This window comes from Falsiroseomonas sp. (genome assembly GCF_051859025.1).
GTDB lineage: Bacteria > Pseudomonadota > Alphaproteobacteria > Acetobacterales > Acetobacteraceae > Falsiroseomonas.
In genome coordinates, this window is the sequence record NZ_JBHYGL010000012.1 from 289,867 (window position 1) to 310,398 (window position 20,532).

Sequence of the window (20,532 nt, forward strand, 5' to 3'; positions counted from 1 at the left end):
GAGGGGGTATGGGGGCAGCCCGAAGGCTGCCCCCGTTTCCTGCTCAGCCGCGGCGACGGTTCGCGTTCTCGGGGATGAAGGGGCTCCAGTTCTCGGCGACGATCGGGCCCGGCGTCTTCCACACGATGTTGAACTGGCCGTCCGCCTGCACTTCACCGATCATGACGGGCTTGGACAAATGGTGGTTGCGGTGCATCTCCAGCGTGTAGCCGCTGGGCGCGTCCACCTTCTGGCCGTACATCGCGGTCCGCACGGCATCGACATTCGTCGTGCCGGCCTGCGCCACGGCCTGGGCCCACATCTGGAAGCCGACCAGCGTCGCTTCCATCGGGTCGTTGGTCACGCGGCGCGGGTTGCGGATGTAGTTCTGCCACATCGTCTTGAACGCCGTGTTGGCGGGGCTGTCGACGGACATGAAGTAGTTCCACGCCGCCAGGTGGCCGACCAGCGGGCGCGTGTCGATGCCCGCCAGTTCCTCCTCACCGACCGAGAAGGCGACGGAGGGGATGTCTTCCGCCTTGATGCCCTGGTTGCCGAGCTCGCGGTAGAAAGGCACGTTCGCGTCGCCGTTGATGGTGGAGACGATGGCGGTTTTCTTGCCCTCGCCCGCGAAGCGCTTCACGCGGCTGACGATGCCCTGCCAGTCGCTGTGACCGAAGGGGGTGTATTCCTCCATGATGTCGGCATCGGGGATGCCCTTCGAATTCAGGAAGGCGCGCAGGATGCGGTTGGTCGTGCGCGGATAGACATAGTCCGTGCCCAGCAGCGCGATGCGGCGGGCGGAACCGCCATCGGCCGACATCAGGTATTCCACCGCCGGGATCGCCTGCTGGTTCGGCGCGGCGCCGGTGTAGAAGATGTTGCGGCTTTCCTCCTCGCCCTCATACTGGACGGGATAGAACAGCAGGCCGTTCAGCTCCTCGAACACCGGCAGCACGGATTTGCGGGACACCGAGGTCCAGCAGCCGAAGGTGACATCGACGCGGGAGACGGCGAGAAGCTCACGTGCCTTCTCGGCAAAGAGCGGCCAGTTGGAAGCGGGGTCCACCACCACCGCCTCGAGCCGCCGGCCGAGGATGCCGCCGCGGGCGTTCTGCGCTTCCACCATCATCAGCACGGTGTCGCGCAGCGCGGTCTCGCTGATCGCCATGGTGCCGGAGAGGGAGTGCAGCACGCCGACGCGGATCGGCGCGGCCTGGGCGAAGGACGGGCGGATGGACGGTGCCGCGATGGCGGCGCCGAAGGTGGCAAGCGCGGCGCGCCGGGTGATCGGCATGCGATGGTTCATGGAACGGGGCCTCCTCAGGCAGCGGGTCGTGGCGGACCGCGATGGACCTCTGTGGTCCCCCAGCTTCCGCCCCGCGATCGCAGTTGCGAGATGCGTGCCAGAGCGCCTGCATACGATCGGGCCATGGCAATCCTCGCTTTCGCGTTTCGGCATCCTCGCCCATCGCCCAAGAAGCGGGCGATCATTGCCCGGGGGCCGGTTTCGGCGCTGCGGATCTGTGCAAGGTGTCAGTGCGGACACGTTTCCACCTTGCCGCCGCGCGTCCCTGTTTGCAGGGCCGCCAGCCCGTGCAACCTTGTGGGCGATGCTGACAGACGCGCCGCCGGCGCCTTCCCACCAGCGCTCCCGCGGGCGCGCCGAACTTGGCCTGGTTGCCGCGCCCGGGGGGGCGCGCATCGCCCATCTCTACCAGTCATCGCCGCTGCGCATCCTGTTCCCGGACAGCGATCCGGCGGAGCCGAAACAGGCGGCGCTGGTGAATGTCGCGGGCGGCCTCGCCGGTGGCGATTCGCTGGAGGTCGCGATCACCCTCGGCCCGCGCGCACGCTTCACGGCGACGACGCCGGCCGCGGAAAAGATCTACCGCACGCTGGGACCGGAGACGGAAATTGCCTCGACGCTGCGGCTGGAAGCAGGCAGCGTCTGCGAATGGCTGCCGCAGGAGACGATCGTCTTCGACGGCGCCAGGCTGACGCGCCGCATGGGCGTGGACATCGCCGGCGACGCCACGCTGCTGGCGGCGGAGATGCTGGTGCTGGGCCGCGCGGCCCGCGGCGAACGCTTCACCCAGGGCGCGGTGCATGATCGCTGGCGCATCCGCCGCGACGGCCGGCTGCTCTGGGCCGATGCCTTCCGGCTGGCTGATCCCGGCGCCGCCGCATCGCCCTTCGTGCTGGATGGCGCCGGCGCGGTCGCCACGTTGCTGCTGGCCGCGCCGGAGGCCGCTTCCCACCGCGACCTGCTGCGCGACCTGACCGATGGACGCGCCGGCGTGGTCGCCCCCGGCCTGCTGCTGGCGCGCTGGATGGGGGAGGCCGGCGCGGTACGCGCGGGTGTCGCCCGTGCCCTGGTGGCGCTGCGCCAGGCCGCGCTATCCCTGCCGCCCCGGCTGCCAAGATTGTGGCGCACATGATCCCGCCTGCGCCATGCTAGGCGCGAATGAGAGGTGACGCATGAACCTGACGCCGCGTGAGAAGGACAAGCTGCTGGTGGCCATGGCCGCCACCGTGGCGCGACGGCGCCTGGAACGCGGCGTGAAGCTCAACCACCCCGAGGCGGTGGCCCTGATCACCGACTACGTCGTCGAAGGCGCGCGGGATGGCCGCAGCGTCGCCGAATTGATGCGCGATGGCGCCACCGTCGTGACGCGCGACCAGGTGATGGAGGGCATTGCCGAGATGATCCATGAGATCCAGGTGGAGGCGACCTTCCCGGACGGCACCAAGCTCGTCACCGTGCACGAGCCGATTCGATGATCCCCGGCGAACTCTTCCCCGCCGAGGGCGAGATCGAACTCAATGTCGGCCGCCCCGTGACCGAGATCGAGGTCGCCAACACCGGCGACCGCCCGATCCAGGTCGGCAGCCACTACCATTTCGCGGAAACCAACCCCGCGCTGCGCTTCGACCGCGCCGCCGCGCGCGGCCAGCGGCTCGACATCCCCGCCGGCACGGCGGTGCGATTCGAACCGGGGCAGTCGCGTAGCGTGACGCTGGTGCCCTACAGCGGCGCGCGCATCGTGCACGGGTTCCGCGGTGAGACGGAGGGCAAGCTCTGATGGCCGCGAGACTGTCCCGCCGCGCCTATGCCGGCATGTATGGCCCGACCACGGGCGACCGCCTTCGCCTCGCCGATACGGATCTTGTCATCGAGGTCGAGCGCGACCTGACGATCTATGGCGAGGAAGTGAAGTTCGGCGGCGGCAAGGTGATCCGCGACGGCATGGGGCAATCCCAGGTCACGCGCGCCCAGGGCGCCGTCGATACCGTCATCACCAACGCGCTGATCGTTGACCACACCGGCATCTACAAGGCCGATGTGGGGCTCAAGGACGGGCTGATCCACAGCATCGGCAAGGCGGGCAACCCGGATACGCAGCCCGGTGTCACCATCATCATCGGCCCGGGGACCGAAGTCCTGGCGGGCGAGGGCCGCATCCTGACCGCGGGCGGCATCGACCCGCATATCCACTTCATCTGCCCGCAGCAGATCGAGGAGGCGCTGGTCTCCGGCGTCACCACCATGTTCGGCGGCGGCACCGGCCCCGCCCATGGCACGCTGGCCACCACCGTGACACCCGGCCCCTGGCACATGGAGCGGATGCTGCAGGCCGCGGAAGCCTTCCCGATGAATCTCGGCTTCCTCGGCAAGGGCAACGTCTCCCTCCCCGCGGGGCTGGAGGAGCAGGTGCTCGCCGGCGCGGCTGGCTTCAAGCTGCATGAGGATTGGGGCACGACGCCGAAGGCAATCGATACCTGCCTCCGCATCGCGGACCAGTACGACATCCAGGTCGCCATCCACACGGATACGCTGAACGAAAGCGGCTTCGTGGAGGATACCATCGCCGCCATCGGCGGCCGCACCATCCAGGCCTTTCACACGGAAGGTGCCGGCGGCGGGCACGCGCCTGACATCCTCAAGGTGATCGGCCACCCGAATTTTCTTCCGTCCTCTACCAATCCGACGATGCCCTACACGCGCAATACCGTGGATGAGCATCTCGACATGCTCATGGTGTGCCATCACCTCGACCCGCGTATCCCGGAGGACGTGGCCTTCGCGGAGAGCCGCATCCGCAAGGAGACGATCGCGGCGGAGGACATCCTGCACGACCTCGGCGCCATCTCCATGATGTCGTCCGACAGCCAGGCGATGGGGCGGGTGGGGGAGGTGATCATCCGCACCTGGCAGACCGCGCACAAGATGAAGGCGCAGCGTGGACGGCTGGTGGGCGAGACGGGCGACAACGACAATCTTCGCGTCCGCCGCTACATCGCCAAATACACGATCAACCCCGCCATCGCGCAGGGCGTGGCCACGCATGTCGGCAGCATCGAGGTCGGCAAGCTCGCGGACCTCGTCCTGTGGTCGCCGGCCTTCTTCGGCGTGAAGCCGGACTATGTGCTGAAATGCGGCACGATCGCGATGGCGCCGATGGGCGATCCCAACGCCTCCATCCCGACGCCGCAGCCCATCCATTACCGGCCGATGTTCGGCAGCTATGGGCGGGCCAACACGCTGTCCGCCGTCACCTTCGTGTCCGGCGCCTCCATCGGGGCCGGAATCGCGGCGCGCTACGGCCTGGCCCGCAAGCTGCTGCCGGTGGTGAATACCCGAGGCGGCATCAGCAAGAAGGACATGGTGCTGAACAGCCACCTGCCGAGGATCGAGGTCGATTCGGAAACCTATGAGGTCCGTGCCGACGGCGAATTGCTGGTCTGCGAACCCGCCACCGTGCTGCCCATGGCGCAGCGCTACTTCCTGTTCTGAGAGAGCCTGATGCCGAATACCACGCCACCCCGCGCGCTTGCCGTCCATGCCGCCGGCACCTGGCCGGAAGCCGAGCAGCGCGACACCGTCCATGTCGACTTCGACGACCGCTACCGCCGCCGGAAGATGTACCTGACGGAACGCGGCGGGTCCTTCCTGCTGGACCTGGCGGAAGCCACCGTCATGCGGGATGGCGATGGGCTCGAACTCGAACATGGCGGCTTCATCCGCGTGAAGGCGGCGGCGGAGGACCTGGTCGAGGTCACGGCACCGACACCGGCGCTGCTGCTGCGGCTCGCCTGGCACCTCGGCAACCGGCATCTGCCGACGCAGCTGGCGGGCGACACCATCCTGATCCGGCACGACCACGTCATCATCCGCATGCTGGAAGGCCTCGGCGCCACGCTGCGGAAGGTGCGGGCGCCCTTCAACCCCGAAGGCGGGGCCTATGGCGAACACAACCGCCTGCCGGCGCATCCGCATGGGCATGGCCATGAACACGGCGATGACCATGGGCACGACCACGAACATGGGCCCGACTGCCATCACCACGGCCACTGACCCCGCCGCCCTCGCGCGGCTCCTCGCCTGGCTGTCGCCGGCCTATCCGATCGGCGCCTTCTCCTACAGCCATGGGCTGGAGATGGCGGTGGAGGATGGGGCGGTGACGAAGCGCGTGGACCTCGTCGCCTATGTCGAGGCCGCGCTGCTGCACGGTGCGGGTGCCGTGGATGGCGGGCTGCTGGCGCTGGCCTGGCGGGCGGCGGAGGCGGGCGATGACAAGATGCTCGATGAGATCACTGAACTTGGCGCGTGCTGGCGCGGCACGGCGGAACTGGCGCTGGAGGCGACGCAGCCCGGCCAGGCCTTCGCGCTGGCCACCAACGCCGCCTGGCCGGAACAGCGCTTCGCTGGCTTTGCCGCGAGGCACCCTGGTCGGCTGACGCATGCGGTCGCCTTCGGCGCGGCGGCTGCCTTCCACGGCATTCAGCTGCGCGACGCCGTCTTCGGCTGGCTCACGGGTTTTGCCAGCAACATCGTTTCCGCCGGCGTGCGTGTGGTGCCGCTGGGGCAGACCGATGGGCAGGTTGCCACCGCCGCGCTGCTGCCCATCGTGCTGCGCGCGACAGAAGCAGCGCTGGCCGTGCGGGATGCCGACGATCTCGGCGCCGCGGCCTTCGCCATCGACCTTTTCTCCCTGCGTCATGAGACGCAATACACGAGGCTCTTCCGCTCATGAGTAACGGACCCTTCCGCGTCGGCATCGGCGGCCCCGTCGGTTCCGGCAAGACGGCGCTGGTGGATCGCCTGTGCAAATACATGCGCGACCACAACGACATCGCCGCCATCACCAATGACATCTACACCAAGGAAGACAGCGAATTCCTGACGCGGAGCGGCGCGCTGGACGCCGACCGCATCATGGGGGTCGAGACCGGCGGCTGCCCCCACACCGCGATCCGGGAGGATGCCTCCATCAACCTGGCGGCGGTGGCGGAGATGTCGGCGCGGCATCCGACGCTGGAGGTGCTGTTCATCGAAAGCGGCGGCGACAACCTGGCCGCCACCTTCAGCCCGGAACTCGCTGACCTCACGATCTACGTCATCGATGTCTCCGCCGGCGACAAGATCCCGCGCAAGGGCGGGCCCGGCATCACCCGCAGCGACCTGCTGGTGATCAACAAGATCGACCTGGCGCCACTCGTCGGCGCAGACCTCGGCGTGATGGACCGCGACGCGAAGAAGATGCGCGGCGTGCGTCCCTTCATGTTCACCAACCTCAAGGAGCACAAAGGCGTGGCAGAAATCGCAGCCTTCATCCTGGCCTCGGGCGGCCTGACGCGGCGCGGGGAGGCAGCGTGATGCGCCGTTTCCTGACCCTGGCGGCGCTGCTGGCGCCGGTTCCGGCCTTCGCGCATGGCGCGGGGGACCATGTGCATGGCGTCGTCGCCGGCCTCATGCATCCCGTGGGCGGCATGGACCATATCCTTGCCATGGTGGCTGTCGGCCTCTGGGCCGGGTTGATGGGTGGCCGTGCGGTGCTGGCGCTGCCGGCGCTGTTCCTGGGCGGCATGGCGCTGGGTGGCGTGCTCGGCATGGAAGGCATCGGGCTGCCGATGGTGGAGGGCGGCATCCTCGCTTCCGTCATCATCCTGGGCGCTTTGGTGGCCTCCTCCGCGCGCCTGTCGCTCGGCCTGGCGCTGCCGATCGTGGCCGCCTTCGGGCTGCTGCATGGCAATGCCCATGGGCTGGAACTGGCCGCCGGCAATGGCGCGCTGGGCTATTCGGCGGGCTTCCTGCTGGCGACGGCCGCGCTGCATGGCGCTGGTGTGCTGGGCGCGATGAAGCTCTCCGCGGTTCCGGTGCGGATCGCGGGCGGTGCCATGGCGGCGGCGATGGTGCTGGCCATCCTGGTGTGACCTTCGACTACGCGAAGCTCGTCCCGGAGCTGCTGGTCTCGGAGCTTCCGGCCAGCCTCCGTTTCTGGGGCGGGCTTTGCGGCTTCGCGGTCGCCTATGACCGGCCGGAGGAAGGCTTCGCCTATCTGCACCGCGACGGGGTGCAGGTGATGCTGGAGGAAGCCTTCCGACCTGGCCGGCGCTGGATCACCGGCCCGCTGGAGCGCCCCTTCGGGCGGGGGATCAACCTGCAGATCCAACTCCCCGCCATCGCGCCGGTGCTGGCGGCGCTCGAAGCTGCCTCCTGGCCGCTCTACCTGGCGCCGGAGGAGAAGTGGTACCGCGCCGGGGGCCATGAATCCGGCGTGCGGCAGTTCATCGTCCAGGACCCGGATGGCTACCTGCTGCGGTTCCAGGAATCGCTCGGGCTGCGGCAGCACCCCTCAAGAATACAGCGGCTTTAGCCCTTTTAGCACTTTTAGCACCGTTTTCGCGGTGTCCCGGCGGCCGGGGATGGGCCCTTCAGGACGCAGTTTCGCCGCTTGATGAACAGAACATATACGGAACACAATGCCGGCACCAGTGATTTCCGGCCATCGCTACCCCTTCAGGTCGCGCGCGCCGGAGGCCCTTGCGTCGAAGCTCTCCGGCACGGCGCTGCCATGGTCGGTGAAGGCTTTCCGCAGGGCCTCCACATTCGGGCTGAAGATCGTCTTGCGGTTGGCGACGGCCCATTCGTAGGAGCCGCGGACGGTGTCCAGCGATTGCTGGAAGCGGGGCATGACCCAGCGGGCGAACAGCTCGTAGCTCCGCCAGGTCTGCTCCCGGTTCGCCCAGTCATTGGCGCGGAACATGAAGCCGCCGAAGCCGCCATCGCTGGCCTCGACCAGCTTCTCGATCCCGCGCGCCACGGTTTCAGGGGAGCCGACGAGGGTGGTGCCGGCCTTCACGCCGTCCGTCAGCGGGTCCTGGGACCGGCCGGGCGGGCGGCCCAGCGCGTCCTCGAAATAGGTGGCGGTTTCCAGGCGTTCGCCGACGCGGACATCGGCCAGGGCCTGTTCGTCGGTCTCCGCCACATGGACGTTCATCACCAGGCGCCAGTCGCGGCGGCTGATGGTCTTGCCGGCGGCCGCGGCCGCTTCCTCCGCGATCTTCCACTGGCCGGGCAGGGCCGCGGGGCCGCCGGGCATGCCGGCGCCGAGCGAGAGGATGCCCACGCCGTGCTTGCCCGCGGTGGCGGGGCCGGCGGGGGTCAGGGTGCTGGCCACCGCGATGGGGAAATGCGGGTCGGAGTAGGGGCGGAGGTGGAGGCGCGCCTCCTGCATCTCGAACCAGTCGGTCTTGCGCGTCACGGGGCCGTCGCAGGCCAGCAGGGCCATGATGGCTTCCAGTGCCTCATCCATCCGGCGGCGCTGCGTGGTGGCGTCGATGCCGAGCATGTAGGCGTCGGATACCAGCGCACCTGGCCCACAGCCCAGCATCGCCCGGCCCCTGGTCATGTGGTCCAGTTGCACGAAGCGCTGCGCGACCAGGAAGGGGTGGTGGTAGGGCAGGGAGGTGACGCCGGAGCCCAGGCGGATGGTCTTCGTGCGTTCGGCGGCGGCGGCGATGATGAGTTCGGGGGAGGCGATGGTTTCCCACCCCGCGGAGTGGTGTTCGCCGATCCAGGCCTCGTCGAAGCCGAGGCGGTCGAGCCATTCGAGCATCTCGATGTCGCGGGAGATGGCGAGGGTGGGGTTGTCGCCCAGGCGGTGGAAGGGGGCGAGGAAGATCCCGAACTGCATGCCGCGCTTGGCCATTGGAAGCGTTCCCCGAATGCGTGTTGGGGGAAGCTTGGGGCGGTTCGGAGGCTATGCCAAGCGGCTCACGCCGCTTCGCCGGCCGCCCAGCCGGAGGACCAGGCCCATTGGAAATTGTAGCCGCCGAGCCAGCCCGTCACGTCCACCGCTTCGCCGATGAAGAACAGGCCGGGGACGTCCTTGGCCATCATGGTCTGGGAGGAGAGCGCTTCCGTATCCACGCCGCCGAGCGTGACCTCGGCCTTGGCGTAGCCTTCCGTCCCGCTGGGCTTCAGCGCCCAGGCCTTCAGCATCGCGCCAAGCTTTCGCAAATCGCCATCCCCGATCTCCCCGATGGTGCGCGGCGGCAAATGCTGGGCGGCCATGGCGGCGGCGAGGCGGGCGGGCAGGAGGTCGCCCAGGATGGTCTTGGCTTCCGCCTTCGGGCGGGCGCGCTTGCCGGCCAGCAGCACGGCGGTGGCGTCGCGGTCCGGCACCAAATCCAGCGTCAGCATCTCGCCTTCGCGCCAGTAGGAGGATGCCTGGAGGATGGCGGGGCCGGAGAGGCCGCGATGGGTGAAGAGCATCGCCTCCCTGAACGCCGCCTTGCCGGCCTTGGCGACACTTTCGAGAGCGAGGCCGGAGAGGGGGCGCATCAATTCCAGCATGGTGTCGCCGAAGGTCAGCGGCACCAGGGCCGGGCGGATTTCCGTCAGCGGCAGACCGAATTGCATGGCCAGGTCATGCGCGAAGCCGGTGGCGCCCATCTTGGGGATGGAGAGGCTGCCGGTGGCGAGCACCAGGCTTTCCGCCGTGAAGGTGCCGGCGGTGGTGGCGATGCGGAAGTGGGTGTCCTTCGTCACGCCGGTGATGCGGGTGTGGCAGCGGAGGTCGACCGAGACGGCCTCACATTCCGCGACCAACATGGCGACGATCTGGCGGGCGGAGCCGTCGCAGAACAATTGCCCGAGAGTCTTTTCGTGCCACGCGATCCGGTGCTTCTGCACCAACTCGAGAAAATCGTGCTGGGTGTAGCGGGCCAGGGCCGAGCGCGCGAAGTGCCGGTTCTGCGACAGGAAGCGGTCCGGCAGGCAGTCCCGGTTGGTGAAGTTGCAGCGCCCGCCGCCGGAGATGAGGATCTTCTTGCCCGGCTCCTCGGCGTGATCCAGCAGCAGCACGCGCCGCCCGCGCTGGCCCGCGCGCATGGCGGCAAAGAGCCCCGCGGCACCGGCGCCCAGCACCACCACATCGAAATTGTTGTTCACGCGGCTTCTGCCAATCCTGCCATGTCCCGGCCCACGGCTTCCGCCACGCGGATGCCATCAACGCCGGCCGAGAAGATGCCGCCCGCATAGCCCGCGCCCTCACCGGCGGGATAGAGGCCTAGCGTGTTGATGCTGCGCATCGTGGCATCCCGGCGGATGCGGATGGGGGAGGAGGTGCGCGTTTCCACCCCCGTCATCACCGCATCGGCCAGGTCGAAGCCCTTGATGGTGCGGCCGAAGGCGGGAAGGGCTTCCCGGATCGCGGCCACCACGAAATCGGGCAGGCAGAGGGACAGGTCGGTCGGCGTGACGCCCGGCTTGTAGCTGGGGACGACGTCGCCCAGCGAAGTGGAGGCGCGGCCCGCGAGGAAATCGCCGACGCGCTGGCCGGGCGCGGCATAGGTGCCGCCGCCGGCGACGAAGGCGCGTTCCTCCCAGTGCCGCTGGAGGTCGATGCCGGCGAGGGGATGGCCGGGGTAGTCCACTTCCGGCGTGATGCCGACGACGATGCCGGCATTGGCGTTCCGCTCGGCGCGGGAATACTGGCTCATGCCGTTGGTCACCAGGCGGCCGGGTTCGCTGGCGGCGGCGACGACGGTGCCGCCGGGGCACATGCAGAAGGAATAGACGCTGCGGCCCTTCAGCGCGGGGCCGGCGCAGTGATGCACCAGCTTGTAGTCGGCGGCACCCAGGATGGGGTTGCCCGCGAAGGTGCCGAAGCGCGCGCGGTCGATGATGGATTGCGGATGCTCGATCCGCACGCCGATGGAAAACGGCTTGGCCTCGACGAAAATCCCGGCGGCGTGAATTCGAGAAAATGTGTCGCGGGCGGAGTGGCCGATGGCGAGGACGACGTGGTCGGTCTCGATCGTTTCGCCGGCCTCCGTCACCACGCCGCGCATGCGGCGCTGGCCGTCGCGGCCGGTCTCCACGATGAAGTCGACGACCTTGGTGCCGAAGCGGTACTCGCCGCCCAGGGCCTCGATCTTCGCGCGCATGCTCTCCACCATCGTCACCAGGCGGAAGGTGCCGATATGGGGCTTCGCGACGTAGAGGATTTCCTCGGGCGCGCCGGCGGCGACGAATTCGGTCAGGACCTTCCGGCCGAGATGCTGCGGGTCCTTGATGCCGGACCAGAGCTTGCCGTCGGAGAAGGTGCCGGCGCCGCCCTCCCCGAACTGGACATTGCTTTCCGGCTCCAGGACGCCGCGCCGCCAGAGGCCCCAGGTATCCTTGGTGCGTTCGCGCACCACCTTGCCGCGGTCGAGGATGATCGGCCGGAAACCCATCTCCGCCAGGATCAGGGCGGCGAAGATGCCGCAGGGGCCGGTGCCGATGACCACAGGGCGCTTCGGCAGGCGTGCGGGCGCCTGGGCCACCGGGCGGTAGCTGGTGTCCGGCGTGGTGGTCAGCGTGCGGCCATAGACCGGGTGGCTGGCGAAGCGGCGCAGCAGGGCGGCTTCGTCGGCGACCTCGAAATCCACGGAATAGACGAGTTCGATCGCCGACCGTCGGCGGGCGTCCCAGGCGCGGCGCGCAACGGAGATGGCGCGCAGATCGCCGGGCTTCAGGCCCAGCTTCTCGCGCAGCGCCGCCTCGATCGCGCCCTCGGCGTGGTCCAGCGGCAGTTTCAGTTCGGTCAGGCGCAGCATGCTCTCACGGGCTTTCGTCGCCCCTGGTCCTGCCGGCGGGGCAGGGGGGCTTTAGCCGATCCGGGCCTCCCGGCGCCACTGTCACGGGGGTGGCTGGCCCGCCCCGCGTCGGCGGGGCGGGCGCTGCCGTCAGTAGACGACCACGGAACGGATGGACTCGCCCCTCTCCATCAACTCGAAGCCGTGGTTGATGTCATCGAGGGGCATGACATGGGTGATCAGGCTGTCGATGTCGATCTTGCCCTGCATGTACCAGTCCACGATCTTCGGCACGTCGGTCCGGCCGCGGGCGCCGCCGAAGGCCGTACCGCGCCAGGAACGGCCCGTGACCAGCTGGAAGGGGCGGGTGGAGATTTCCTGACCCGCGCCGGCCACGCCGATGATGATCGACTCGCCCCAGCCGCGATGGGTGCATTCCAGCGCCTGGCGCATGACCTTCGTGTTGCCGATGCACTCGAAGCTGAAATCGGCGCCGCCGCCGGTCAGATCCACGATCGCCTGCACGACCTTGTCGTGGCCGACCTCGTTCGGGTTGATGAAGTCCGTCATGCCGAATTTGCGGGCCATCTCCTGCCGCGCCGGGTTGAGGTCCACGCCGATGATCTTGTCGGCCCCCACCATGCGGGCGCCCTGGATCACGTTGAGGCCGATGCCACCGAGCCCGAAGACCGCGACATTGGCGCCAGCCCAGACCTTGGCGGTGTTGATGACGGCGCCGATGCCCGTCGTCACGCCGCAGCCGATGTAGCAGATCTTGTCGAAGGGCGCGTCCTCGCGGACCTTCGCCAGCGCGATCTCCGGCAGCACGGTGAAGTTCGCGAAGGTGCTGCACCCCATGTAATGGAACACGGTCCCCTGGTCGCAGGAGAAGCGCGACGACCCATCCGGCATGACGCCCTTGCCCTGCGTCGCGCGGATCGCGGTGCACAGGTTGCTCCGCCGCGACAGGCAGGTTTTGCACTGCCGGCATTCCGGCGTGTAGAGCGGGATCACGTGGTCGCCGGGCTTCACGCTGGTGACGCCGGCGCCGACCTCCCGCACGATGCCGGCACCCTCATGGCCGAGGATGGCGGGGAACAGCCCCTCGGGATCCGCGCCCGAGAGGGTGTAGAGGTCAGTGTGGCAGAGGCCGGTGGCCTTCACCTCCACCAGCACCTCCCCGGCCCGCGGGCCGCCGATTTCCACATCCATGACCTGCAGGGGCTTGCCGGCCGCAAAGGCCACCGCCGCGCGCGTCTTCATCGCATTGCCGCTCCGTCGATCCATGGGCCCTGGCTGCGCCCAGCCATGGCCTAAAGCGCGGGGGGCGCCGCGTCCAGCAGCTTGAGATGCTCCGCGTGCCATCTTGGGACGCTCCGCGTGGCATCTTGGGACGCTCCGCGTCGGGCACCTTGCCGGGGCGGGCCTGCCCATTAGGATGGGGGGCGGAACGGTTTCGGGGGCAGGCGCCATGGGGCTCATTCGATCGGCGTTGCTGGTGCTCGGTGCCTTGCTGGCCGTCGGCGTGCCGGAGGCCCGGGCGCAGACCGGCAACCCCACGAACGACGCCCTGCTGGCGCGCAACGAGCCCGGGCGGCGCGAGGCCTTCCGCAGCCTGCTGACCCAGAACCGCTACGCCTGCGCGGAGGTGACGGTGCTGTTCCAGGCGGGACTCGACCCGCGGCGCATCGCCTATTGGGACGTGTCCTGCCGGGATGGCGGGCCCTGGCGCATCGCCATCCCCGCGGAACGCTGGGCGACGCCCACGCTGAACGCCTGCGGCCAGGGCGCCGGCCCGGCGGCCGGGCCCTGCTTCCGCAGCCTGTCCACCAGCGCGCCCGGGCGGGTGGCGGTGGCCACGCCGCCGCCATCCTGCCGCACGGCCTGCGACAGCCAGCCGCAGAGCCTGCAGAACGCCTGCCTGGCGCGCTGCGCCAGCGGCAGCACCATCCAGGCCTCCGCCCCCGTGGCCGCGACCGCGGCCGCGATGCGGGGGCGATTCGGCTTCATCTACACGGCGGAACCGCCCTCCACTGCCTTCGGCTTCTCCTCCGGCAAGACGGACCGGCTGGCGGCGAACATGGACGCGATCCGCGCCTGCGAAGCCGTGGCTGGGCGCAACCAGTGCCGCGTGGCGCTGGACTTCCCCAATGCCTGCGGCGCGCTGGTGCAGGCACTGACGACGCCGCCGGTGCAGGTGCGGCGCCTGGCCAGCGGCGTGGGCCAGACGCGCGAACAGGCGGAGGCGCAGGCGCTGAACACCTGCCGCCTGGCCGAAGCCGCGAGTTCCAGCATCACCTGCCGCATCGCCATGTCGGGCTGCTGAACCATGCGCCCCATCCCCCCTTTCCGGAGCCCCGCCATGCGAAGCGCCCTCCTCGGTTTCCTCGCGCTGGCCGGAATCGGCTTCGCGGCCCCCGTTCAGGCCCAGGTGCAAGCCCAGAACCCCGTGCTGGATGGCGTCCGGCAGCGCGGCGAGGTGCGCTGCGGCGTCTTCGGCCTGCTGCCCGGCTTCTCCGCCCCCGATGCGCAGGGCGTGATGCGCGGGCTGGATGCGGATTTCTGCCGCGCCGTCGCCGCCGCCGTGCTGGGGGATGCGGCGAAGGTCCGCTTCGTCACGGCGCCGAGCCTGGCCGCCAGCCTGGAGGCGGTGGAGCGCGCGGAGGTCGATATCCTGTCGAGCAACCTGACCGCGACGGCGCTGCGCGATGCCGGGCGGAACCTGGTGCCGGTGGGGGTGCTGTTCTACGACGGGCAGGGCGTGATGGTGCGGGCGGATGCCGATATCGCGGCCTTCCGCCAGTTGGACGGCAAGCGCATCTGCGTCGCCGCCCCGGCGGTGGATGGCAGCCTGGCGATCCTGCACAGCGCCGCGACGCGCATGGGCGTCAGCCTGACGCCGGTGCCGGTGGCGCAGGGCGGGCCGGCGCTGATCCGCGCCTTCCGGGCCGGGGAATGCGATGGCGTCTCCGCCGATGCCGCGGCACTCGCGACCCTGAAGGCGACGGATCTGCCGGACCCCGCCAGCGCCGTGGTGCTGCCGGAACGGCTGAGCCGGGAGCCGCTGACGCCCTTCGTGCCGGGCCACGACAATCGCTGGCGCCAGGTGGTGGCCTGGACGCTGCACGCGCTGGTGGCGGCGGAGGAGCTGGAGGTGACGAGCGGCAGCCTGGAAGCCGCGATCCGGTCCGACGATACCGAAACCCGCTTCCTGCTGGGCGTCGATCCCGGCCTCGGCCAGGCGCTGGGCCTGCCCGATACCTGGGCGATGGAGGCGGTGCGCCAGGTCGGCAATTACGGGGAGATCTTCGACCGCAATCTGGGCGAGGGATCGCCGATCGGGCTCGATCGCGGGCTGTCGGACCTCTGGCTGCGCGGCGGGCTGATGTATCCCTTCCCCTTCCGCTGAGGGATCGCTGGACGCGGCGCGCGCGGCTGCGCCAGAAAGCGGCATGGCCGCCGCCCCGCCCCATGATCCCCCGAAGCCGCGCCCGACGCGGGCGGAGGCCATTGCCGCGCAACTGGCGGATGACATCGTCGCGGGGCGCCTGAAGCCCGGCGCGGCGCTGGACGAGGCATCGCTGGCGGCCCAGTTCTCGGTCAGCCGCACCCCGGTGCGGGAGGCGCTGCGCCAATTGGCGCCGACGGGGCTGGTGCAGGCGGTGCCGCGCCGCGGCTGCCTGGTGGCCATCCCCGATGCCGGGCAACTCGCGGAAATGTTCGTGGTGATGGCGGAGCTGGAGGCGATGGCTGCCGCGCATTGCGCCATGGGGATGGCGCCGGCGGAGCGCCGGGGGCTGGAACGGCAGATCGCCGTGATGGCCGGGATGGTCCGGGACGGGGATGTGGCGGGGTACCGGGCGGCGAATGTCGCCTTCCACCACCTGCTCTATGCCGGGGCGCATAACCGCTACCTGACGGAGATCGCCACCGCGACGCGGCGGCGGTTGGCCCCCTTCCGGGCCGCGCAGCTGGAAGCGCCGGACCGGATGCGCCGGTCGCATGAGGAGCATGTGGCGATCGTGACCGCGATCCAGCGGGGGGATGCGGCGGGGGCGGCGGCGGCGCTGCGGGCGCATATCGGCGTGACGGAGCGCACCTGGATCGCGATGGCGGGCGCGCGGCAGCGGCCGGACGCTGCCTGATATTTGTTCAATTGGGCGCGCTTGCATACACGCGCCCAGGCGTTTCGGGGCGTGATCTGCCCGTTTGTTGGGCGTAATCGGCATTCCTGCCGTGCGTTGCATACACCGGGGCTGGCGGTCAGTTCCTCAACCTCTTGATCGGCAGGGAATCCGGGCGGCGGCACGCGGTTTGCTGATGGGGGCGCGATGACCCTCGCATCCCTCCTGCCCGACAGCATCGCCGCGCTGCACGCCGCCTATGCCGCTGGCCTCTCGCCCGCCGCCGTCATGGCGGGGCTGGAGGCGCGCCACCAGGCGGTGGATGATCCGGGCATCTACCTGTTCCGGCCCTCGCCCGACGCCATCGCGGCGATGCTGGCGCGGCTGCCGCCCTTCGATCCCGCTCGCTTTCCCCTCTGGGGCGTGCCGGTGGCGGTGAAGGACAACATCGATGTGCAGGGGATGCCCACCACGGCGGCCTGTCCGGCCCATGGCTACATGCCGGCCGAATCGGCGCCGGCGGTGGCGCGGCTGGTGGCGGCGGGGGCGATCGTCACGGGCAAGACCAACCTTGACCAGTTCGCCACGGGCCTGGTCGGCGTGCGCAGCCCGCATCCCATCCCGCGCAACGCCTGCGCGCCGGACCGCGTGCCGGGCGGGTCCTCCAGCGGCTCCGCCGTCGCGGTGGCGCAGGGGCTCGCCCTGCTGTCGCTGGGCACGGACACCGCCGGCTCCGGCCGGGTGCCGGCGGCGCTGAACGGGCTGGTGGGGCTGAAGCCGAGCGTGGGGGCCATCCCGTCCCGCGGCGTGGTGCCGGCCTGCCCGAGCCTCGACTGCATTTCCGTCTTCGCCCGCAATGTCGGGGATGCCTGGGCCGGCTACGCCGTGATGGCGGGGGCGGATGGGCGCGATCCCTGGTCGCGGCCGATCGAGCTCGGCACGCCGGGCGCGGCGCTGACCCGCCTTGGCATTCCCCGCGCGGCGGATCTGCACCTGGATGGGTCGGCGCAGCGCGCGGCCTGGGATGCGGCGCTGGCGAAGCTGCCCGCCGGCGTGACGCTGGTGGAGCGGGACCTGACACCGTTCCTGGAAGTGGCGCGGCTGCTGTATGAGGGCGCCTTCGTGGCGGAGCGGGACGCCGCCTTCGGCGCGCTGGTGCCGCCGGAGGCGATGCACCCGGTGACGCGGCGGATCATCGCCGGCGCCGCGCGCTTCAGCGCCACGGATGCCTTCCGTGGCCTGCTCCGCCTGGCGGAGCTGCGGCTCTCGACCCTGCCGGCCTGGGACGGGATCGACGCGCTGCTGGTGCCGACCGCGCCCAATTTCCCGACGCTGGCGGAACTGGCGGCGGACCCGATCGGGCCCAATGCCAGGCTCGGCACCTACACCAATTTCGTGAACCTGCTGGATCTGGCGGCAATCGCCGTGCCGGCGCCGCTGCGGCCGGACGGCCTGCCCTTCGGCGTCACGCTGATCGGGCCGCGCGGCAGCGACGCCGCGCTGGCCGCCACCGGCAGCGTCTTGATGGAGGGCTTCGCAGCATGATCGAGATTGCCGTCGTCGGCGCGCATCTGTCCGGCATGGTGCTGAACCCGGAACTGGTGCGGGAAGGGGCCGAACTGCGCCGCGCCGTGCTGACCGAGCCCTGCTACCGGCTTTTCGCGCTGGCCGGCGGGCCGCCGAAGCGGCCGGGGCTGCTGCGCGTGGCGCAGGGGCACGCCATCGCGACCGAGGTCTGGGCGCTGCCCGCGGATGGCTTCGGGCGCTTCGTCGCGGGCATCCCCGCGCCGCTTTGCATCGGCACGCTGCGCCTGGCCGATGGCACCACGCCCAAGGGCTTCCTGGTGGAGCCCGAGGGGCTGACCGGCGCCACCGAGATTTCCGAATTCGGGGGATGGCGCGCCTTCATCGCCAGCCTCGCAACCGCCTGAAACAGGGAGAACCGAACAATGATCCGTCGCCGCCATATTCTCGCCGGGGCCACCGCGCTGGTCGCCGCGCCCCACATCGCCAATGCGCAGGCGAGCCGCACGGTCCGGATGGGGTCGCTGCGCCTCATCCATTCCATGACGCCGCATTTCTATGAGCGTTTCGCGCCGGCGAACCTCCGGATCGAGATCACGACCTTCGACAGCCCGACCGATGGCAAGAACGCGGTCGTGACGAATTCCGTGAATTTCGGCGGCTTCGGCATCGCGGCGGCGCTGCTGGGCGGCGCGGCGGGCGAACCTGTCGTCGTCGTCGGTGCCTTCTGCAACAAGGGCATGGGCGTCGTCTCCAAGGCCGGCACGCCGATCCGCACCATCGCGGACCTGCGCGGCCGTCGCGTCGGCATCTGGCCGGGTTCGACGCAGGAGGTCTTCATCCTGGAACGCCTGCGCCAGACCGGCATGACGGTGCGCGACATCACCAGCGTCCGCGTGCCCTTCGGCGAGATGCACGCCATGCTGGCCCGTGGTGACATCGACGCCTATGTGGGCGCGGAGCCGGGGCCGGGGCTTTCGATCTCCTCCGGCGTCGGGCAGCTGGTGGAATACCCCTACGGCACCGCGATGGGCGGTCTGAACATGATCTTCGCGACCAGCGAACAGCAGATCGCGCAGGACCCCGCGCTGGTGCGCACCATGCTGGGCATCCATCGCCGCGCCAGCGAATACATGATGGCGAATCCGCGGGAAGTGGCGGACGCGACCGTCCGCATCCTGGGCGCGCCCCGCGCCGCCGTGGAACACGCGCTGGCGGCGAACAACGTCGAATACATCTGGAAGCTGGACGACACGGTGCTCGGCCAGGCGCGCGCCTATGCGCAGCAGATGCTGGAGATGCGGCAGATCCGCCAGCTGCCGAACTTCAACACCTTCCTCAACCCGCGCTTCTCCAACGAAGTCGCGACGTCGTAAGGAAGCGGTGCGATGGCCGAGGCATTGATCGCGACGGCGCCCGCCGCCGTGCCCACGCGCAGCGCGGGGCAGCGCCTGGCGAAACGCCTCGGCCCCATCGCGCTGTCGCTGGTGGTGCCGCTGCTGCTGCTGCTGGGCTGGCACCTCGCGGTGAAGGCGGGGATGACGCGGTTGATCCCGTCCCCCGCCCAGGTCGCGGAATACATGGTGGATTTCGCGGTGGGGGGCATCTGGGACGATGCCTTCTCCGCGACGCTCCATTTGCACCTGCTGGCCAGCGCGTCGCGCGTCTATGGCGGCTTCCTGCTGGCGGCCGCGGTCGCGGTGCCGCTGGGGCTGCTGATCGGGCGTATCACGCTGGTCAGGCAGTTGCTCGATCCGTTCCTGCAGTTGATGCGGCCGATCCCCGTCACGGCCTGGCTGCCGCTATCCATGATCCTGTTCGGGCTGGGGCCGAAATCGGCCTTCTTCCTGGTCTTCCTCGGCGCCTTCTACCCCATCCTGCTGAACACCATCTTCGGCGTGAAGAACGTGGAGCCGCGACTGTTCGAGGCCGCCTCCATGCTCGGCTGCCGCGGCAATGCGCAGTTCTTCCGCGTGGTGCTGCCGGCCGCGCTGCCTTCCATCTTCACAGGGCTGCGGCTCGGCCTCGGCCTGGCCTGGTTCGTGATCGTGGTGGGGGAGATGACGGGCGTTCCGCAGGGTCTTGGCGCCGTCATCATGGATGGGCGCACGCTGAGCCGCACGGAGCTTGTGATCTGCGGCATGATCGTCATCGGCATCGCCGGCTTCGTCAGCGACCGCGTCGTGGTCATGCTGATGAACCGCGCCCTGCGCTGGAGCCCCATGCATCGTGGCTGAGATCCCCATCCTCGACATCAAGCATGTCGGCAAGACCTACACGCTGGGCGATACGCGCATCGAGGCGCTGCGCGACGCGAACCTCACCGTGAAGAAGGGCGAATTCGTCTGCCTGATCGGCGCATCCGGCTGCGGGAAATCGACGCTGCTGCGGATCGTGGCGGGGTTCGAGCAGCCGACCAACGGCGATGCGCTGATGTGGGACAAGCCCATCGCGGGGCCGGCACCGGATCGCGGCATGGTGTTCCAGGATTATGGCCTGTTCCCCTGGCTGACGGTGCGGGAAAACATCGGCTTCGGGCCGAAGTCGCGGGGCCGTCCGAAATCCGAAGTGGCCGAGACGGTCGAGCGTTTCGTCAACCTCATCGGCCTGACGCGCTTCGCGGATGCGCATCCGCACCAGCTCTCCGGCGGCATGAAGCAGCGCGTGGCGATCGCCCGCGTGCTGGCGAATGACGCGGAGGTGGTGCTGATGGATGAGCCCTTCGGCGCGCTGGATGCGATGACGCGGGAGCGGTTGCAGGACGAATTGTTGGAGCTGTGGCAGCGCACGGGGCTGACGGTGCTGTTCGTCACGCATTCGATCGAGGAGGCGATCTTCCTCGCGGACCGGGTCGTGGTGATGGAGCCCGGGCCGGGTCGGATCGCCAGCGAGCACCGGATCGAATTGCCGCGGCCGCGGGACGTGTCCTCCCCGGAGTTCAATGAGGTGCGGCGCGAACTCGGCGCGCGGCTTCATAGCCATCACGCGAAGAAGGCGGCATGAGGGTTTGCCCTGCGGATCGAGAGCGATCCGC

Annotated in this window: 22 protein-coding genes; 17 read left to right on the forward strand and 5 right to left on the reverse strand. The window is 69.7% G+C overall.

All coding sequences use genetic code 11. The features are described from left to right. Window positions 1-43: 43 nt before the first annotated feature. Complete coding sequence (gene urtA / locus ACTIE5_RS13520; protein ID WP_439550227.1) at window positions 44-1,288, reverse strand: urea ABC transporter substrate-binding protein; 1,245 nt, start codon at window positions 1,286-1,288, stop codon at window positions 44-46. A gap of 304 nt (window positions 1,289-1,592) precedes the next feature. Between urtA and ACTIE5_RS13525 the strand changes: the two genes are divergently transcribed. The 9 genes from ACTIE5_RS13525 to ACTIE5_RS13565 are packed head-to-tail and all read left to right on the forward strand — an operon-like array spanning window position 1,593 to window position 7,640. Then, window positions 1,593-2,420 (forward strand): urease accessory protein UreD, encoded by an 828-nt coding sequence (locus ACTIE5_RS13525; RefSeq protein ID WP_439550228.1) that lies wholly within the window; start codon window positions 1,593-1,595, stop codon window positions 2,418-2,420. A 40-nt stretch (window positions 2,421-2,460) separates the two neighbouring features. Continuing rightward, complete coding sequence (locus tag ACTIE5_RS13530; protein WP_216837806.1) at window positions 2,461-2,763, forward strand: urease subunit gamma; 303 nt, start codon at window positions 2,461-2,463, stop codon at window positions 2,761-2,763. Next, window positions 2,760-3,065 (forward strand): urease subunit beta, encoded by a 306-nt coding sequence (locus ACTIE5_RS13535; RefSeq protein WP_439550229.1) that lies wholly within the window; start codon window positions 2,760-2,762, stop codon window positions 3,063-3,065. Before ACTIE5_RS13530 ends, ACTIE5_RS13535 begins: the two co-directional genes overlap by 4 nt. Then, window positions 3,065-4,777: an urease subunit alpha gene (ureC, locus tag ACTIE5_RS13540; RefSeq protein WP_439550230.1), complete on the forward strand. Its 1,713-nt coding sequence runs from the start codon at window positions 3,065-3,067 to the stop codon at window positions 4,775-4,777. The genes ACTIE5_RS13535 and ureC overlap by 1 nt, the downstream gene beginning before the upstream one ends. 9 nt (window positions 4,778-4,786) lie before the next feature. Further along, window positions 4,787-5,338: an urease accessory protein UreE gene (locus ACTIE5_RS13545; protein WP_439550231.1), complete on the forward strand. Its 552-nt coding sequence runs from the start codon at window positions 4,787-4,789 to the stop codon at window positions 5,336-5,338. Then, window positions 5,283-6,017, forward strand: coding sequence for an urease accessory protein UreF (locus tag ACTIE5_RS13550; RefSeq protein ID WP_439550232.1), 735 nt, complete (start codon window positions 5,283-5,285; stop codon window positions 6,015-6,017). Before ACTIE5_RS13545 ends, ACTIE5_RS13550 begins: the two co-directional genes overlap by 56 nt. Then, window positions 6,014-6,640, forward strand: coding sequence for an urease accessory protein UreG (gene ureG / locus ACTIE5_RS13555; protein ID WP_439550233.1), 627 nt, complete (start codon window positions 6,014-6,016; stop codon window positions 6,638-6,640). Before ACTIE5_RS13550 ends, ureG begins: the two co-directional genes overlap by 4 nt. Continuing rightward, on the forward strand, window positions 6,640-7,197 hold the full coding sequence (locus ACTIE5_RS13560) for a HupE/UreJ family protein (protein ID WP_439550234.1): 558 nt from the start codon (window positions 6,640-6,642) through the stop codon (window positions 7,195-7,197). Before ureG ends, ACTIE5_RS13560 begins: the two co-directional genes overlap by 1 nt. Continuing rightward, the gene (locus ACTIE5_RS13565; RefSeq protein WP_439550235.1) at window positions 7,194-7,640 is read left to right on the forward strand and encodes a bleomycin resistance protein; all 447 of its coding nucleotides are present in this window, start codon (window positions 7,194-7,196) and stop codon (window positions 7,638-7,640) included. Before ACTIE5_RS13560 ends, ACTIE5_RS13565 begins: the two co-directional genes overlap by 4 nt. 135 nt (window positions 7,641-7,775) lie before the next feature. Here the strand turns inward: ACTIE5_RS13565 and ACTIE5_RS13570 are convergent, their stop codons facing one another. The 4 genes from ACTIE5_RS13570 to ACTIE5_RS13585 form a co-directional block, all read right to left on the reverse strand. Beyond that, window positions 7,776-8,975, reverse strand: coding sequence for an LLM class flavin-dependent oxidoreductase (locus ACTIE5_RS13570; RefSeq protein ID WP_439550236.1), 1,200 nt, complete (start codon window positions 8,973-8,975; stop codon window positions 7,776-7,778). A gap of 65 nt (window positions 8,976-9,040) precedes the next feature. Beyond that, window positions 9,041-10,219, reverse strand: coding sequence for an NAD(P)/FAD-dependent oxidoreductase (locus ACTIE5_RS13575; protein ID WP_439550237.1), 1,179 nt, complete (start codon window positions 10,217-10,219; stop codon window positions 9,041-9,043). Continuing rightward, window positions 10,216-11,871 (reverse strand): NAD(P)/FAD-dependent oxidoreductase, encoded by a 1,656-nt coding sequence (locus tag ACTIE5_RS13580; protein WP_439550238.1) that lies wholly within the window; start codon window positions 11,869-11,871, stop codon window positions 10,216-10,218. Before ACTIE5_RS13580 ends, ACTIE5_RS13575 begins: the two co-directional genes overlap by 4 nt. 129 nt (window positions 11,872-12,000) lie before the next feature. Continuing rightward, entirely contained in the window at window positions 12,001-13,113 is a 1,113-nt protein-coding gene (locus ACTIE5_RS13585) for an S-(hydroxymethyl)glutathione dehydrogenase/class III alcohol dehydrogenase (protein ID WP_439550391.1), read from the reverse strand. Between the two features lie 208 nt (window positions 13,114-13,321). On the opposite strand from ACTIE5_RS13585, the gene ACTIE5_RS13590 reads away from it, so the two are divergent. The 8 genes from ACTIE5_RS13590 (at window position 13,322) to ACTIE5_RS13625 (ending at window position 20,501) form a co-directional block, all read left to right on the forward strand. Next, on the forward strand, window positions 13,322-14,176 hold the full coding sequence (locus ACTIE5_RS13590; protein WP_439550239.1) for a DUF4189 domain-containing protein: 855 nt from the start codon (window positions 13,322-13,324) through the stop codon (window positions 14,174-14,176). Window positions 14,177-14,212: 36 nt separating this feature from the next. Further along, complete coding sequence (locus tag ACTIE5_RS13595; protein ID WP_439550240.1) at window positions 14,213-15,259, forward strand: transporter substrate-binding domain-containing protein; 1,047 nt, start codon at window positions 14,213-14,215, stop codon at window positions 15,257-15,259. A gap of 43 nt (window positions 15,260-15,302) precedes the next feature. Then, entirely contained in the window at window positions 15,303-15,995 is a 693-nt protein-coding gene (locus tag ACTIE5_RS13600; protein ID WP_439550241.1) for a GntR family transcriptional regulator, read from the forward strand. A 186-nt stretch (window positions 15,996-16,181) separates the two neighbouring features. Continuing rightward, window positions 16,182-17,519, forward strand: a complete 1,338-nt coding sequence (atzF, locus tag ACTIE5_RS13605) for an allophanate hydrolase (protein ID WP_439550242.1) — start codon at window positions 16,182-16,184, stop codon at window positions 17,517-17,519. Then, window positions 17,516-17,905 carry an allophanate hydrolase-related protein gene (locus tag ACTIE5_RS13610; protein WP_439550243.1) on the forward strand — a complete coding sequence of 130 codons (390 nt, stop codon included), beginning with the start codon at window positions 17,516-17,518 and terminating at the stop codon, window positions 17,903-17,905. The genes atzF and ACTIE5_RS13610 overlap by 4 nt, the downstream gene beginning before the upstream one ends. 18 nt (window positions 17,906-17,923) lie before the next feature. Next, window positions 17,924-18,874: an ABC transporter substrate-binding protein gene (locus ACTIE5_RS13615; protein WP_439550244.1), complete on the forward strand. Its 951-nt coding sequence runs from the start codon at window positions 17,924-17,926 to the stop codon at window positions 18,872-18,874. A gap of 12 nt (window positions 18,875-18,886) precedes the next feature. After that, window positions 18,887-19,735 carry an ABC transporter permease gene (locus ACTIE5_RS13620; RefSeq protein ID WP_439550245.1) on the forward strand — a complete coding sequence of 283 codons (849 nt, stop codon included), beginning with the start codon at window positions 18,887-18,889 and terminating at the stop codon, window positions 19,733-19,735. After that, window positions 19,728-20,501: an ABC transporter ATP-binding protein gene (locus ACTIE5_RS13625; RefSeq protein WP_439550246.1), complete on the forward strand. Its 774-nt coding sequence runs from the start codon at window positions 19,728-19,730 to the stop codon at window positions 20,499-20,501. The genes ACTIE5_RS13620 and ACTIE5_RS13625 overlap by 8 nt, the downstream gene beginning before the upstream one ends. Window positions 20,502-20,532 lie beyond the last annotated feature (31 nt).

What these genes read in the sequence shown, in the direction of transcription:
- ACTIE5_RS13535 (WP_439550229.1), top strand. Translation starts at nt 2,760, where the DNA reads ATGATCCCCGGCGAACTCTTCCCCGCCGAGGGCGAGATCGAACTCAAT.
- ACTIE5_RS13530 (WP_216837806.1), top strand. Translation starts at nt 2,461, where the DNA reads ATGAACCTGACGCCGCGTGAGAAGGACAAGCTGCTGGTGGCCATGGCC.
- ACTIE5_RS13525 (WP_439550228.1), top strand. Translation starts at nt 1,593, where the DNA reads ATGCTGACAGACGCGCCGCCGGCGCCTTCCCACCAGCGCTCCCGCGGG.
- ACTIE5_RS13595 (WP_439550240.1), top strand. Translation starts at nt 14,213, where the DNA reads ATGCGAAGCGCCCTCCTCGGTTTCCTCGCGCTGGCCGGAATCGGCTTC.
- ACTIE5_RS13620 (WP_439550245.1), top strand. Translation starts at nt 18,887, where the DNA reads ATGGCCGAGGCATTGATCGCGACGGCGCCCGCCGCCGTGCCCACGCGC.
- ACTIE5_RS13590 (WP_439550239.1), top strand. Translation starts at nt 13,322, where the DNA reads ATGGGGCTCATTCGATCGGCGTTGCTGGTGCTCGGTGCCTTGCTGGCC.
- ACTIE5_RS13550 (WP_439550232.1), top strand. Translation starts at nt 5,283, where the DNA reads ATGACCATGGGCACGACCACGAACATGGGCCCGACTGCCATCACCACG.
- atzF (WP_439550242.1), top strand. Translation starts at nt 16,182, where the DNA reads ATGACCCTCGCATCCCTCCTGCCCGACAGCATCGCCGCGCTGCACGCC.
- ACTIE5_RS13615 (WP_439550244.1), top strand. Translation starts at nt 17,924, where the DNA reads ATGATCCGTCGCCGCCATATTCTCGCCGGGGCCACCGCGCTGGTCGCC.
- ureC (WP_439550230.1), top strand. Translation starts at nt 3,065, where the DNA reads ATGGCCGCGAGACTGTCCCGCCGCGCCTATGCCGGCATGTATGGCCCG.
- ACTIE5_RS13585 (WP_439550391.1), bottom strand. Translation starts at nt 13,113, where the DNA reads ATGAAGACGCGCGCGGCGGTGGCCTTTGCGGCCGGCAAGCCCCTGCAG.
- ACTIE5_RS13560 (WP_439550234.1), top strand. Translation starts at nt 6,640, where the DNA reads ATGCGCCGTTTCCTGACCCTGGCGGCGCTGCTGGCGCCGGTTCCGGCC.
- ureG (WP_439550233.1), top strand. Translation starts at nt 6,014, where the DNA reads ATGAGTAACGGACCCTTCCGCGTCGGCATCGGCGGCCCCGTCGGTTCC.
- urtA (WP_439550227.1), bottom strand. Translation starts at nt 1,288, where the DNA reads ATGAACCATCGCATGCCGATCACCCGGCGCGCCGCGCTTGCCACCTTC.
- ACTIE5_RS13610 (WP_439550243.1), top strand. Translation starts at nt 17,516, where the DNA reads ATGATCGAGATTGCCGTCGTCGGCGCGCATCTGTCCGGCATGGTGCTG.
- ACTIE5_RS13545 (WP_439550231.1), top strand. Translation starts at nt 4,787, where the DNA reads ATGCCGAATACCACGCCACCCCGCGCGCTTGCCGTCCATGCCGCCGGC.
- ACTIE5_RS13570 (WP_439550236.1), bottom strand. Translation starts at nt 8,975, where the DNA reads ATGGCCAAGCGCGGCATGCAGTTCGGGATCTTCCTCGCCCCCTTCCAC.
- ACTIE5_RS13580 (WP_439550238.1), bottom strand. Translation starts at nt 11,871, where the DNA reads ATGCTGCGCCTGACCGAACTGAAACTGCCGCTGGACCACGCCGAGGGC.
- ACTIE5_RS13600 (WP_439550241.1), top strand. Translation starts at nt 15,303, where the DNA reads ATGGCCGCCGCCCCGCCCCATGATCCCCCGAAGCCGCGCCCGACGCGG.